The organism is Nocardiopsis sp. B62, from assembly GCF_018070675.1.
GTDB classification, from domain to species: domain Bacteria; phylum Actinomycetota; class Actinomycetes; order Streptosporangiales; family Streptosporangiaceae; genus Nocardiopsis; species Nocardiopsis prasina.
On record NZ_JAGPXK010000032.1, the window covers coordinates 19,978 to 32,279 of the forward strand.

18 protein-coding genes and 1 pseudogene are annotated in these 12,302 nt (G+C 69.4%); 9 read left to right on the plus strand and 10 right to left on the minus strand.

Annotation, left to right across the window (positions count from 1 at the left end):
• Positions 1-59 precede the first annotated feature (59 nt).
• From KBX21_RS23410 to KBX21_RS23430, 5 genes are all read left to right on the plus strand, one after another.
• Positions 60-575, plus strand: a complete 516-nt coding sequence (locus KBX21_RS23410) for a hypothetical protein (protein ID WP_210843750.1) — start codon at positions 60-62, stop codon at positions 573-575.
• 104 nt (positions 576-679) lie between these two features.
• A complete protein-coding gene (locus KBX21_RS23415) occupies positions 680-886 on the plus strand; it encodes a hypothetical protein (RefSeq protein ID WP_210843780.1) in 207 nt (68 codons plus the stop codon).
• A complete protein-coding gene (locus tag KBX21_RS23420) occupies positions 886-2,022 on the plus strand; it encodes a methyltransferase domain-containing protein (protein ID WP_247666226.1) in 1,137 nt (378 codons plus the stop codon). The genes KBX21_RS23415 and KBX21_RS23420 overlap by 1 nt, the downstream gene beginning before the upstream one ends.
• 112 nt (positions 2,023-2,134) lie before the next feature.
• Positions 2,135-2,698, plus strand: a complete 564-nt coding sequence (locus KBX21_RS23425) for an ATP-binding protein (RefSeq protein ID WP_210843751.1) — start codon at positions 2,135-2,137, stop codon at positions 2,696-2,698.
• A gap of 248 nt (positions 2,699-2,946) precedes the next feature.
• Entirely contained in the window at positions 2,947-3,231 is a 285-nt protein-coding gene (locus KBX21_RS23430) for a hypothetical protein (RefSeq protein ID WP_210843754.1), read from the plus strand.
• Positions 3,232-3,453: 222 nt separating this feature from the next.
• Here KBX21_RS23430 and KBX21_RS23435 read toward each other — a convergent pair whose 3' ends face one another.
• The 7 genes from KBX21_RS23435 to KBX21_RS23465 form a co-directional block, all read right to left on the minus strand.
• Entirely contained in the window at positions 3,454-3,603 is a 150-nt protein-coding gene (locus KBX21_RS23435; RefSeq protein WP_210843755.1) for an addiction module protein, read from the minus strand.
• Positions 3,603-4,526, minus strand: coding sequence for an AAA family ATPase (locus tag KBX21_RS23440; RefSeq protein ID WP_210843757.1), 924 nt, complete (start codon positions 4,524-4,526; stop codon positions 3,603-3,605). The genes KBX21_RS23435 and KBX21_RS23440 overlap by 1 nt, the downstream gene beginning before the upstream one ends.
• Positions 4,527-4,689: 163 nt before the next feature.
• The gene (locus KBX21_RS23445; protein WP_210843759.1) at positions 4,690-5,598 is read right to left on the minus strand and encodes a MerR family transcriptional regulator; all 909 of its coding nucleotides are present in this window, start codon (positions 5,596-5,598) and stop codon (positions 4,690-4,692) included.
• Positions 5,599-5,998: 400 nt separating this feature from the next.
• Positions 5,999-6,484, minus strand: coding sequence for a hypothetical protein (locus KBX21_RS23450; RefSeq protein WP_082206625.1), 486 nt, complete (start codon positions 6,482-6,484; stop codon positions 5,999-6,001).
• A complete protein-coding gene (locus tag KBX21_RS23455) occupies positions 6,481-6,810 on the minus strand; it encodes a ribbon-helix-helix protein, CopG family (RefSeq protein WP_049577196.1) in 330 nt (109 codons plus the stop codon). Before KBX21_RS23455 ends, KBX21_RS23450 begins: the two co-directional genes overlap by 4 nt.
• 81 nt (positions 6,811-6,891) lie before the next feature.
• A complete protein-coding gene (locus KBX21_RS23460) occupies positions 6,892-7,143 on the minus strand; it encodes a Smr/MutS family protein (RefSeq protein WP_049577193.1) in 252 nt (83 codons plus the stop codon).
• Positions 7,080-8,066, minus strand: coding sequence for a hypothetical protein (locus KBX21_RS23465; protein WP_247666227.1), 987 nt, complete (start codon positions 8,064-8,066; stop codon positions 7,080-7,082). The genes KBX21_RS23460 and KBX21_RS23465 overlap by 64 nt, the downstream gene beginning before the upstream one ends.
• A gap of 102 nt (positions 8,067-8,168) precedes the next feature.
• Here KBX21_RS23465 and KBX21_RS23470 point away from each other — a divergent pair, with 102 nt between their 5' ends.
• Positions 8,169-8,786 (plus strand): MerR family transcriptional regulator, encoded by a 618-nt coding sequence (locus tag KBX21_RS23470; RefSeq protein WP_049577188.1) that lies wholly within the window; start codon positions 8,169-8,171, stop codon positions 8,784-8,786.
• 7 nt (positions 8,787-8,793) lie between these two features.
• On the opposite strand, the gene KBX21_RS23475 is transcribed toward KBX21_RS23470, so the two are convergent.
• Together KBX21_RS23475 and KBX21_RS23480 are read right to left on the minus strand one after the other, a co-directional pair.
• Positions 8,794-9,279: a GNAT family N-acetyltransferase gene (locus KBX21_RS23475; protein WP_210843761.1), complete on the minus strand. Its 486-nt coding sequence runs from the start codon at positions 9,277-9,279 to the stop codon at positions 8,794-8,796.
• A 108-nt stretch (positions 9,280-9,387) separates the two neighbouring features.
• Positions 9,388-10,260 (minus strand): aldo/keto reductase family oxidoreductase, encoded by an 873-nt coding sequence (locus tag KBX21_RS23480; protein WP_049577181.1) that lies wholly within the window; start codon positions 10,258-10,260, stop codon positions 9,388-9,390.
• A 132-nt stretch (positions 10,261-10,392) separates the two neighbouring features.
• Here KBX21_RS23480 and KBX21_RS23485 point away from each other — a divergent pair, with 132 nt between their 5' ends.
• The 3 genes and pseudogenes from KBX21_RS23485 to KBX21_RS27170 all read left to right on the plus strand — a co-directional run.
• Positions 10,393-10,818, plus strand: a complete 426-nt coding sequence (locus tag KBX21_RS23485; protein ID WP_049577217.1) for a helix-turn-helix domain-containing protein — start codon at positions 10,393-10,395, stop codon at positions 10,816-10,818.
• A 92-nt stretch (positions 10,819-10,910) separates the two neighbouring features.
• Positions 10,911-11,054 (plus strand): hypothetical protein, encoded by a 144-nt coding sequence (locus KBX21_RS27165; protein ID WP_307869259.1) that lies wholly within the window; start codon positions 10,911-10,913, stop codon positions 11,052-11,054.
• Between the two features lie 73 nt (positions 11,055-11,127).
• Positions 11,128-11,235: pseudogene (locus KBX21_RS27170) on the plus strand (RNA--NAD 2'-phosphotransferase); the annotation flags it as partial.
• Positions 11,236-11,458: 223 nt separating this feature from the next.
• Here KBX21_RS27170 and KBX21_RS23495 read toward each other — a convergent pair.
• Positions 11,459-12,283: a class I SAM-dependent methyltransferase gene (locus KBX21_RS23495; RefSeq protein ID WP_199776643.1), complete on the minus strand. Its 825-nt coding sequence runs from the start codon at positions 12,281-12,283 to the stop codon at positions 11,459-11,461.
• Between the last annotated feature and the right edge of the window lie 19 nt (positions 12,284-12,302).

Here is a 12,302-nt window from a genome sequence, read left to right on the forward strand (position 1 = left end):
TTCCTCCCTCCCTGCGACCTGACCACCAACCCGTGGACCCTGATCGAGGGAGAGCAGTGATGTTGGACGTTGGCACCAGGGATCTGCTGGCCGTGGCGGAGGACGCCCTGACCACCCCCACCCACCTCACCCCCGCGCAGGTGGACGTGTGGCACAACCACACCCTGCGCAACCGCGTCCCCCTGGTCCTGGAAGCCCTGCGCATCGCTCGCGAGGAGAGCGACGCGGAGGTGGCGATGCAGCTGATCGACCAGGCCATCCACGATCACCCCGCACCCACGCGGGTTCCCGGCAACCGGCCCGTGGCGGGCACCCTCCCGAAGCCGAACAACCCTCACCCGGAGTCGCTGCCGGTTCCCGAACACGTGTTGTGCGCGCTCCTGTACCGGCACTGGGCGATGACCGTGGAAGGCGCACCCCCGCACGAGATCTACGTGGCCCGCCGCCCCCTCGGCTGGACCGGCGACGGCGACCCCTACGAACGCATCACCGCGCCCAACCGCACCGAACTGCTGCGGTTGCTCGCCCACCGCCACCTGGGAACCAACCCGCCCGAGCGACCGCCCGGCACCTAGTCGGTCCACGCCCTGTTCTGCGGAGTCCCCGCCGCACACCACGCAGCCCGGACCAGGGTCACCCGAACCGGTGGCCCACACCCCCGAGAAGAAGGAGACCACCCGTGTCGACCATCGCCCCCACCCGCCCGACGACCCCCCGCAGCCCCAGCCGACCCCCTCAGTCCACGCCTCAGCCGTCCACCGCCGCGATGTGCGGCGCCTGCAACGGGCAGGGCGGCACGATGGTCACGAACGACGGCCAGACCCCGGGCAAGAGCATGGGGCGCTGGGTCCCCTGCCAGCCCTGCAAGGGGACGGGAAAGATCTGATGGGGCAGAACGACACCATGAAGTACACCCCTTCGGCCCTCGCCGCCCGACTCCCGAACGGCACCCCCGACCACATCCGCCGGTTGTTCGCGGCCGTCCCCCGACACCGGTTCCTCACCGACGTCATGTGGGGTCCGGGCTTCACCCGCTATGACCGCACCTCGGACCCCGAGGCGTGGACGCGCGCGGTGTACACGGACCAGGCGCTCACCACCCAGCTCGACGACGGCCACGAGGGCGGCAGGCTCATGCCCTCCTCGTCCTCCTCCGCCCCCACCGTGATGGCGCGAATGCTTGCCGCCGCCGACCTCGCCCCCACCCACCGGGTCCTGGAGGTGGGCACCGGCACCGGGTACAACGCCGCCCTCCTCTGCCAGATGTTGGGATCCAGCCAGGTCACCACCGTCGAGATCGACGCGACCGTGGCCGAGACCGCCCGCTCCGCGCTCTTCACCCACGGGGTTCACCCGACCGTGCTCACCGGTGACGGCGAGGAGGCGGCCGGGGACCTCCTCGGGTACGACCGGGTGATCGCCACCTGCTCCGTGTCGCGGGTGCCGTCCGTCTGGCTGCACCGGATGCGGGGAAGGGGGCGGATCGTCACGCCGTGGGCGCCCTCCCCCGGGGCCCCGAACGGTGCCCTCGCCGTCCTGGACACCACCGCCACCACGGCCGAGGGGCGGTTCGAAGGAGGGCTGGCCTTCATGTGGGCGCGCGGTCAGCGAGACCCAGGAGGGACGCCGCCCCCGCATCAGGGGGTCGAGGCCCAGAGCACCGAACGGGTCCAGGGCGACCCCCGCGTTCCGTGGCTCGACGGCGAGGAGGCACTGCTGTTGTCACTCCTGATGCCCCACTGGGCCTTCGGGATGGGCATGGAGGAAGGGGGCACGGACCCCTACGTGTGGGTGACCTCGACCTCCGCCGACCCCGGGTGGGCCCGGCTGCACGCGGACGGTCGCGTGGAACAGGGCGGCGGTAGGCGTCTGGTCGACGAGGCGGCCGGGGCCTGGGACGTGTGGCAACGCTGGGATCGGCCAGCCGTGGCGGACTTCGGTCTGACCGTCGACCTGGAGAAGGGACTCCAGACCGTGTGGGTCCACGGACCCCAACATGCCCTGTGGAGTACGCCCAGGTAGTGAGAGAGGGCCCCACAGCCTGTGGGGTCCCATGAAAAAGCTCTGGCGGGTGCAGCAACACCCCCAGAGCAGGCCGACAACAACCACACCTTGCAGAGAAGAGATTGCCGACATGGCTATTGTGCCGCACACCCCTGCCCTCAACCACACGATCACCCCACTCGACAGCGGGCCTCGGTGGGAGTGCCGCCTCTACCCCGGACAGCTGTCCCAGACCCGCCAGGTCCGCTCGGACCTGGCCGCAGACCTCAACGGGCTGACCGGCCTGACCGGTATCGGAGCCGAGGCCTGTGAGGACATGGTGTTGTGCGCTAGCGAGATGTTCGCCAACGCCTGCGACCACTCCCGTTCCGGACAGGACCCCGAAGGGTGTGTGGTCCGGACCCTGGACACGCCCCGCCCGGGAACGGTCCGGATCTCGATCATCGACGACGGCACCCGCACCGACACCACAGACTCGTCCCCGAAGGTTCCGCGCAGGCGCACCAGGCAAGAGTGGGAGCGGGCTGAACGCGGCCGGGGGCTGCTGCTGCTCGACCACCTCGCCACCCGATGGGGAACCCGCCCGGTGCTGGACTTCCCCTTCTGCGCAGGGTTGGGCACCGTCATCTGGGCCGAGTTCACCCACCCCGCACTGACCTGCGCTGGCGACTCCCGCGGCGGAGGTGCCCGATGACCGGCCACCAGCTCAGCGCACAGGTGCGATCGGTGCTGACCTCACCCCGAGGCCACCGCTTCCACCGCCCAACCACCAGCACCCACCAGCCCAGGCCCACCCCACCTCGGGCCACCCCTCCCCGGACCGTCCCGACCCCGGCATCAGAGTCGCCCCGGACCACCTCTCCCCGGGCCGTCCCACCTCCGGCGTCGGAGTCGCCTTGGGACGAGACCCCCCAGGCCCGGCAGGAACGCCTGCTGCGCCAGATGAGCGACAACCCCCGCGTGGCCTACATGCTTCAACACGGACCCCTCCCGCACTGGGTCAAAGTGGCCCGCCAACAACGCGAACAGAAGGCCCAAGAGGCCCAAAGGGCAGCCGACGCCGCACAGGCCGAACCAGAACCCGACCTCCCCCGGGGCCGCCACCGAGCACCCCGCCGATGGTGGGGATGGCCCGCCACCGCCATCAGCTCCACCCTCCTCCTGGGCCTGACCACCCTGGAAACCCTCGGCCGAACCCTCACCCACGAGATCGGCATCCCAACCTGAACCAACAAAAGCCGGGGCCCGGCACCCGCCGGGCCCCCCGACCACCCCGCTCACGCCAGGAACATAGGCCCATGTGGGCGAGCGTGGTCGCGACCTCGGCTCTCCATCCCTGCATGCGAGGGGAGCAGCGGTTCGGGACTGGGGATTCGCCCCCCAAAACCAGCCCCGCGTGCGCGAGGAGCAGGCCTCCCGAGGCGGAGGTCCCTGGTGGCTGTCCGTCCGTCACAAACCGAGCTCCCTGGCCACATCCTCGGCGGACACGACCTCGGCATCGCCTGACCGGATCTCCTCCAGCCTCTGGCGCGCGACCTGGGCATCCCGCTGGTCGAGCAGCTCCTCACAGCACAACGCCTTGACCAGTAATCTCTCCATCACTGACCGGCACCTTCCACAAGGTCCAGCACTCGACGCAGGTTCTCCTCGGGCGAGTTGGCCGCCGAGTCCAGCAACAGGTGCGATTCCTCCCACGGCTCCCAGAGCTTCTTCATGTGCTGGACGTGCTCCCACGAGACCGTGTCAGGCCAACAGGGGATGCCCCTGGACCTGTCTTCCACTCGGCTCCGCTGCGCTTTTTCATCCGAGCAGACGCACTCCACCCCGACGAACCTCCCACCCATGCGTTCGGTGATCGACCGCCACTGAATCCGCTGAGCTCTGGTGTGCCCTGTCGCGTCGATGATCGCGCTCATACCCAGGCTCAGCTGACGTGCCACAGCGGAGGTCATCATCAGCTCAGCCATCGGAGCCCTGTTGTCAGGACGCAGGACCCCGAACCCCACCACCGCGCCAAGCTGCCAGTCCATGGAGAACACCGGCGCGTTCAGCACACGGCCCAGCCTCTCGGCCACCGTGCTCTTGCCGGTGCCGGGAACACCGGCGACGAGCACCACTACCGGACGGCCGGAGTCCCCGGTGGACGGCGGCGGCGTGAGCCTCTCGTACTGGGCCAAGGCCCAGTCGGCGCGCAGGAGCTGGAACTTCTCACGTGCCGTCGCCAGGCCTCGCCCCGTGTCGGTGTCGCTCAGGGCGCGTAACCACCCCAGCGGCAGGTACTCGCACCGCACGGTGACGTCGCCGTAGAGTTCCGCTTCCCGGCCCGCCCGCTCCAGCAGCACCGTTCGGTCGATCGAGGTCGGACTCGTGGGGAGGTCGATCCCGGAGACCAGCTCCGCGACCATTCCGGTGGGCTCCGTCCTCAATCTGGTCCAGAGGTGTTCCACCAACACCGAGCGGTCGCTTCCGGTCACCTCGTCGAGTACCCGCTCAGCCGTCTGATCCAGGGGAAGATCGATCACAGCGTTCCCACTCCGTTCTTCGTCACCGGAGTCATCCCCGCGTGCACGGGAAACAGAGCCTTGATGCGTGTCGGGTAATGCGATCTCGGGGAGACTCCCCTCTCGACTCCGGGGGCGCGCCGGCGCTCACACCACCTCGCCCCGGGGCCTCCCAGGCCGTGTCTCAGGTAGCGGGTGAGCCTTGGACGGACAGTTCGACGGCCAGTTCCATGCAGCGTTGGCGGGCTGGGGAGAAGTCGTAGGGCATCTTGCCGAGAGCTTCGAACGCGCTCATGGATCCTGCCTCCCGCCTGCCAGTGCTGAGGTGGGCCCCGTCCTCGCCGTCATCGGCGGGAGGGTGCAAAGTGTCCCAGGCTTCGAAGAGGGCATCGTCGTCCTTGTCCAGGCCGGACTCCTCGATGACGGCGTTCAGGGCGCTTTCGAAGATGTGCCGTTCGGCGGCCACTTGGGCCACTCGTGGATCGTCGACGGCGACGCTGTCGTCGAGTGCCTCCTCGGCGGCATCGATGCGGTCGGAGTCCTCCCGCAGAGGGGGATGCGTGGCCAGGGCGATGAAGCGGGTGGCCTGGACGGCCGCGCCGAGCGGGCCGAGAATCCGCTCAGTGACCAGCAGAGTGTCCAGGTCCGCCTGACGCAGGGAGCCCTCGGGCAGGCTCCTGAGGCGTTCGGTGACGAAGTCGGAGAGCAGACCCATCCGGCTGCCTTCGGTGCGCATCCGCTGCACGGCGGTCCGTTGCCGCCGCAGTTCTGTTTCCTGCTCGGCGAGGGTTTCCTCCAACCGCTCCAGGGTGCCCCCGATACCGTCTCCGCTGTCGGCGCTGACGGGATTCGTGCCGGTGTTGAAGGCGTCACGGATGTCGTCCAGGGCGATTCCGGCGTCGGCCATCCTGCGAATCCACAGCAGGCGGATCATGTCCTCGTGCCCGTACCGGCGGCGGCCATCGCCGCCCCGTTCAGGCTCGGGGAGCAGACCGATCTCGTGGTAGTGGCGAATCGCCCGTGGCGTAGTGCCGACGAAGGCCGCCGCGTCACCGATCTTGACCTGACGGGGTGGCACGAGAGACACCTGCATGGGCGGGGACCTTCCTCAAGGGGTCGGGACGTGAGTCCACTGGACCACATGCCGCTACGGAAGGTGCAACCCCTACGTACCGCCCCGCGCCCATGCCCCGCGCCCTTCACCTGATGCCGTCGCCTCGCACCGAACCGCGAGTTCACCGAACCGGGTCGTCACAGCCCGGAGCTGCTGGGGACGGCTGATCCCGCCGACCGCGTGCCGGGCCCTGCGGGCCTCGCGGTTGAGGACGGGCGGACGGCGACAGCGGCAGTGTCCTGCGGCCGCGGACCTGATCGACCGGTTCAGGAAGCGTGTACCTCATGCCAAGTCTGCGCAGGTAGGCGCGATTCGCTCAGAGGTTCCGGTGGACCTCACGACGACCACGCCTTCGTCGAGCATGCTCCTGCCGTGGGACTCATACCGTGACCAGGTGCACGTCGTCCGTGCCGATCGCGTCCACGTAGGCCGCGATGTCCCCCGGGTCGCTGGTGAACACCACGGCGCTACGGTGCTTCACGGCGGTCCAGGCGACGAGGGCGTCCACGGCGTCCGGGCGCTTCTTCGCGGGGAGGGCCGCCACACCCAGAACCGCGCCGATACGCCGCCAGTCGGTGATGTCCGGAGCCGCCGCACACGCGATGCACTCCGGCTGCCCAGCGCCCGTGGGCCGCAGAGCAGAGGGAGATGACCGGGCTTGGGGAACCGTGCACTCCTTCAGGACCGCGCTCATAGCGTGCACGGTCGCCGGATCCGGACGCCATGCCTGGGCCAGGACTGGGCCGGGGACCACGGGCCGGTGCGCGGAGCGTAGGAGCCCCCGATGCATCTGAACTGCCTTGGCCTTGCGCGCCGCCAAGGCAATGAGCATTCCCGTGTCGTAGACCGGAACGCGAGCGCTCACGCCACCTCGCCCCTGCTTCGAGTCTGGGTCTCCCCGACGCCATAGACCAGGTTCATCGCCTCGTCGACCTCACGGCGCTCATCCGCGCTCAGAGAGTCTTCGCCAACCTCGTCGACGGGCCCGTGGGCCTCGGCCCGCCCTTCGGCTTCGGAGATCAGCGCGTCGATGCCCTCGAACTCCGCCTCTGCGGCCTCAGCCTCGGCCATCTGGCGGATCGCCGCGTTGACCAGGTAGGACGACACGTCCATACCCGCACGGTCGGCGTGGGACCGGACGCGTTCCGCTTCATCCGGATCGAGGCTGATACTGATGCGAACCTTCGCCATACCACGATCGTAATACGAGTATTACGCCATGTCCAGTGAGCACCGTCGGAGTAGGACTCACCTGCCCCACCCCTGACCCTCCTAGTGCTTGAAGTGGACGAACAGTCTTCCGAAGTTCTTCGAGTCCTTCTCGACGCGGTGGTAGCGGGCCTTGACGTCCTTGCGGTCGAGGAAGCGCAAGACCCGCTTCTTCAACTGCCCCGAGCCCTTGCCCGGGATGATCTCGATGGTCTTGGCGCGCTTCCGTTCGGCCTCGTCCATGATGTCGTTCAGGGCCTTGTCGATACTGGTGCCCTTGTTGAAGATGTCGTGCAGGTCGAGCTTGAGTCGCATCCTCTTCCCTTCCTCGATGGCCCGGATGATACGCGCAGGGACCACGCCAGACCCAGGAGGGTGAGGGCCGCCAGTGCGCCTGCTGCGGTGAGAGTGAGGGCGTCGGGAGCGACCACGGACTGGCCCCGGAGGGCCTGCCAGACGGCCAGCACCATGAGACCCGCGTAGGCGGCGCCCGCCACGGAGACCAGCCGGAGGCGGGTGCCGTCGTCGTTCAGACGGGGATGGCGGGTGCCGAGGGCGATCAGGAGCAGCGCCAGCAGGACCATCACCTGGAGCCCGTGGATCCCCACGAAGTGACCGACCCTGAGATCGCCGCCGACGGTGCTCCAGCCGAGGACGGGCAGACCGGGACCGCCGTCGGGCAGCCCCACCGTGTGGGCTCCGATCACGTCGGAGGCTCCGGTGGCCTGTTCCGGGGTGGGGCCCGTCATGAGCGGGCCCACCGCCATGCCGAGGAGGGCGATGCCCATGCCGATCCGGATCGCCCAGGTGGTGCTGCGCTCCCGCACCCGCTGGATCATGAGGATCACCGCGAGGGCGAAGGTGGCGAACCACAGGACCATGATCAGGACGCCCATCACCGTGTAGAGCGTGGCGTCGAGCGGGGTGGCGTTGTTGAAGTGGCTCATCCGCCCGCGCCCCGCCTGCGTGACGAGCAGGACCATCTCCCCCGCGGTCATGGCGGCGACCACGGTGCCGAGCCACCAGGCGGTCCGCCTGCCTCGGGTGAGCAGGGACAGCAGCCAGGCGAGGGTGACGTCGTGGACGATCATCGACAGTGCGAACTTCGCCGGTTTGAGCCAGGCCGGGTCGCCGTTGACGAGACGGTCGTCCACGATGAGGCCGACGACGCTGACGAGGAGGATGACGACGAAGAGGTACGTGGCCAGCATGAGGGGCCGGTGCCAGGGAGTGAACATGGGGGACTCCTTAAGCGGATAGCTCCACTATCCATTACAGATACTCCTACTATCCATAAGAGGCCGCGCGGACGCAAGGGCGTTCGCGCTCGAAGGGACGGCATGCGCATCTCGGAACTGAGCCGGAGCTCGGGGGTCCCCGTACCGAGCATCAAGTTCTACCTACGGGAGGGCCTCCTTCACCGTGGCGAGCTCACCAGCCCCAACCAGGCCCGATACGACGAGAGCCACCTCAACCGGCTCCGCCTGGTCAGCGCCCTCACCGAGGTCGGCGGGCTCTCCGTGGCCGGTGCACGGGACGTGCTCGCGGTGATCGACGCCGAGGAACCCAACCTGGACGACCTCATGGGCGTCACCCTCAAGGCCGTGGACCCCAAGGGCGACGCCGAACCGTCCGAGGACGCGCTCGCGGAGGTGGACTCCCTCGCCGACCGGCACGGCTGGTATGTCCACCCGGACTCGCCGCTGCGCGAGGAGGTGGCCCGGGTGATCTCCGCCCTGCGGGACTCCGGGATCGACCTGGGACAGGAGTGGGTCGACGGCTACGCGCGCGCCGCCGACGACGTGGCCCGGCGGGACCACGAGGTCCTCGGCGAACTGGACGGCCTGGACGAGGTGCTCAGGACCGTCGTGGTCGGCACCGTCCTGGGCGAACGACTCCTGGCGGCGCTGCGACGCATGGCGCAGGCCAGCGAGGCCCATCACCGCTACGGCGTGTGACCCGGGTCTACAGCTGGAGCGCGAAGCACATCCTGTCGTGGCCCGGGCCGTCGTAGTCCTTGAACGGTCCGGTCACGGTGAATCCGATCGCCCGGTGGAAGGTGATCGAGCGCTCGTTGGACGGTGAGGTGACCGCGCGTACCAGGGAACGCCCGTCGGCACGGGCGGCGTCGGCGAACAGGCTGTACATCTCCCTTCCCAGCCCCGAACGCCGATGCCTCGGCGCCACCCCGGTGAAGTGCACGTAGGCCTCCTCCGGCCGGTCCGGGCTCCGAAACCCCACCAGGAAGCCCGCGATCTCCTCGTCGTCCTCGACGGCCAGGGACGTCCCTCCGAAGTGGTCGAGGAACAGACGGGGCAGGATGTGCGCGACCGGCCTCCCCCACCAGTCGTCGCACACGGCGATGATCCGCCCGTGGTCGTCGGGCACCGCGTTCCGAACCGTGACCCCGCCGGGTCCACGGCTCTCGAACTCACCGCTCCATGCGTTCATCGAAGGCTTCCTCCAAGGGTTCGGGTACCCCGGGACCGCGGTCCTACGCCGCCCGGGCCGGAGGGCCTGACCGCGAGCTGGAGGGACTCGTCAGAGCGTTCGGTGTCGTCAGCGGCTGATGCCGTCGAGTTCAGTGACGTCCTGGGCTGACAGCGGGAGCGCGGCACCGGTGATGTTCTCGCGCAGGTGCGCGACCTTGGAGGTGCCGGGGATGAGGAGGATGTTCTCCGAGCGCCGCAGCAGCCATGCGAGGGCGACGGCCATCGGCGTGGAATCCAGTCGCGCGGCCACGTTCGACAGGGCGTCTGCTTGAAGAGGTGTGAACCCTCCCAGAGGGAAGAACGGAACGTAGGCGATCCCGTCGGCGGCGAGTTCGTCGATCAGCGAGTCGTCCCGACGGTTGGCGAGGTTGTACATGTTCTGCACGCACACGATCGGGGCGGCCTCGCGGGCTTCGGCGACCTGCTCCGCGGTGACGTTGCTGACCCCGAGCCGACGAATCAGTCCCTGCTGTTGGAGCTCGACGAGGGTCTCCATGGCTTCGGTGACAGAACCGGGCTGCGGCCCGGTGGCGTCCCCCATGCGCATGTTGACCAGGTCGAGGGTCTCCATGCCGAGGGATTCGAGGTTCTCCCGGACCTGCTGGCGCAGGTCCTCAGGGGCCCGGGCGATGGGCCAGCCGCCGTCGGCGTCGCGGGTCGCTCCGACCTTGGTCGCGATCAGCACCGACTCCCCGTAAGGGTGCAGGGCCTCACGGATCAGCTGGTTGGTGACGCGCGGGCCGTAGGCGTAGCTGGTGTCGATGTGGGTGATGCCCTGTTCGACAGCCTCACGCAGCACCGCGATCGCACCGTCGTGGTCGGCGGGAGGCCCCATCACCCAGGGGCCCACGAGCTGCATGGCCCCGTACCCGAAGCGGGTGACGGTGCGGCCGCCGAGGTTCCAGGTGCCGCCGGGCGGCGTGGTCGGGGTTGTGGTCATCTCGTCGTGCCTTCCTAGCGTGCGGGTGGGGGTGGTTCCCCACCCCCACGTGCACCAGTATTGGAGAGCAACTCTCTTGTAGGAAGTACGCACTTGGAAGTGCGTTACCTCCCCGCGTGAAAGGTGATCGTCGTGGCGACAACGACCGCAGCCGAGAGCCGGGAACAGCACAGGAACGCCTACAACGCGTTCTTCGCTCTGTGTCCGAGCCGCCAGCTCCTGGACCGGCTCTCGGGCAAGTGGGTCGTACTGATCCTGTGCGCCCTCGGCGGTGACGGCCCGGGCAGTTCGGGAGAGCCCACGTCCCTTCGGTACTCGGAGCTGTCCCGCCGGATCGCGGGGGTCAGCCAGAAGATGCTCACCCAGACCCTCCGATCCTTGGAACGGGACGGGTTCGTCACTCGCACCGTCACCCCGACCGTCCCGGTGACGGTCGACTATGCGCTGACCGACCTCGGCCACTCGCTCCACCAGACCACCCGCCAGCTCAGGACCTGGGCACAGGAACACATGGATACCGTCCAGGCCAACCGCGACCGCTACGACAGGCACGACTGACACCCGCACAGCCACTGCTCGGTTCCCGTACCCGACGGCGAGACACGGAAAGCCACTGGGACCATCCGTCCCGCGCCGGGATCATCGAAGTCGTGAACGACAAGGAGATCCGTCGCGCGTCCAGGTTCCTGGTCCTGCGCCACGATCGCGGCCGGGTCGGCCTCGACCTCGACCCCCAGGGCTGGTCAGGGTCGAGGCCCTGCTCTCGGGCTGCCGCCGCGCCGGGTTCGGCCTGATCTACGAGGAACTGCGGGAGATCGTCGGACCGACGGCAAGAAGCGCTTCGCCCTCAGCCCCGACGGACTGCGCATCCGCGCCCAGCAGGGGCACGCGGTGGACGCGGACCTCTCCCTGGAGGCGGCGCCCCCACCGGAACTGCTCTTCCACGGAACCGTCGGGCGGTTCCTGCCCGCGATCCACCGTGAGGGGCTGCTCCCGATGAACCGCCACCACGCGCACCTGTCGGCGGACCGGGAGACCGCCCGCGGGGGTCGGCGCGCGCCGGGGTTCGCCGGTCGTGCTCACCGTGGACGCGGCCCGCATGTACGCCGACGGCCACCGGTTCGGGGTCAGCGGGAACGGGGTGCGGCCGACCGACTCCGTCCCGCCCGCGTGCCTGCTCGCCTGACGCGGGGTACCGCTACCCCGGTTTGACCGCCGAGAAGATCGCCGTCCCGGGGATCATCCGGCCGCGTACCGGCCCCCAGCCGCCCCACACCTGGTCGTTCCCCTCGGGCCACTCCGGCTCGACCATGTCCCGGAACTCCAGCCCGGCCGCCACGATCCCCCGCAACCAGTCGCCCACGGTGTGGTGGTGTTCCACGTAGACCGCCCGGCCCTCGTCGTCCTCCTCCACGTAGGCGCGGCGGTCGAAGTAGCTCTGCCGCACGGTCAACCCCTGCTCGGTGGGGTCGTCCGGGAAGCACCAACGGATCGGGTGCGTCACCGAGAACACGAACCGCCCGCCGGGCCTGAGCACCCGCCCGGCCTCGGCCAGGGCCGTCTCGGCGGCGGGCACGAACGGAAAGGCTCCGAACGAGGAGAAGACGACGTCGAAGGAGCCCGTGGCGAACGGCATCCGCTGCGCGTCGGCCTGCACCGCGGGCAGCCGGTGCCCGGTCTGCTCGTCGATCCTCCGGGAGTGCTGGAGCTGCCGCCGGGCCAGGTCGAACCCCACGACCTCCCGCACCCCACGGGACCGCAGCCACCGGCCGCACTGCCCGGCACCGCAGCCGACCTCCAGGACCCGCTTGCCGTCCAGGTCGCCCAGCAGCCGCACGTCGGCCTCGTCCACGCCCTCGGGCGACCAGACGAACCCCACGTCACGGAGGAATTCGCCGTGCTCGGCCTGGTAGGCGTCAGCGGCACCGTCCCACCACAGCCGACCGGCGCGGGCGCTCTCGTCGCCCGCCACGGCACGCCGCTCCACCCAACCGGGAGCCGGGTAGTCCATCTGATCGTCCACGTTGCTCCTCGGGCTGCTG

Bases quoted from the DNA above. Each gene is read 5' to 3' on its own strand.
- KBX21_RS23410 (WP_210843750.1), top strand. From the start codon at position 60: ATGTTGGACGTTGGCACCAGGGATCTGCTGGCCGTGGCGGAGGACGCC.
- KBX21_RS23420 (WP_247666226.1), top strand. From the start codon at position 886: ATGGGGCAGAACGACACCATGAAGTACACCCCTTCGGCCCTCGCCGCC.
- KBX21_RS23425 (WP_210843751.1), top strand. From the start codon at position 2,135: ATGGCTATTGTGCCGCACACCCCTGCCCTCAACCACACGATCACCCCA.
- KBX21_RS23430 (WP_210843754.1), top strand. From the start codon at position 2,947: ATGAGCGACAACCCCCGCGTGGCCTACATGCTTCAACACGGACCCCTC.
- KBX21_RS23435 (WP_210843755.1), bottom strand. From the start codon at position 3,603: ATGGAGAGATTACTGGTCAAGGCGTTGTGCTGTGAGGAGCTGCTCGAC.
- KBX21_RS23445 (WP_210843759.1), bottom strand. From the start codon at position 5,598: ATGCAGGTGTCTCTCGTGCCACCCCGTCAGGTCAAGATCGGTGACGCG.
- KBX21_RS23455 (WP_049577196.1), bottom strand. From the start codon at position 6,810: ATGGCGAAGGTTCGCATCAGTATCAGCCTCGATCCGGATGAAGCGGAA.
- KBX21_RS23460 (WP_049577193.1), bottom strand. From the start codon at position 7,143: ATGCGACTCAAGCTCGACCTGCACGACATCTTCAACAAGGGCACCAGT.
- KBX21_RS23465 (WP_247666227.1), bottom strand. From the start codon at position 8,066: ATGTTCACTCCCTGGCACCGGCCCCTCATGCTGGCCACGTACCTCTTC.
- KBX21_RS23470 (WP_049577188.1), top strand. From the start codon at position 8,169: ATGCGCATCTCGGAACTGAGCCGGAGCTCGGGGGTCCCCGTACCGAGC.
- KBX21_RS23475 (WP_210843761.1), bottom strand. From the start codon at position 9,279: ATGAACGCATGGAGCGGTGAGTTCGAGAGCCGTGGACCCGGCGGGGTC.
- KBX21_RS23480 (WP_049577181.1), bottom strand. From the start codon at position 10,260: ATGACCACAACCCCGACCACGCCGCCCGGCGGCACCTGGAACCTCGGC.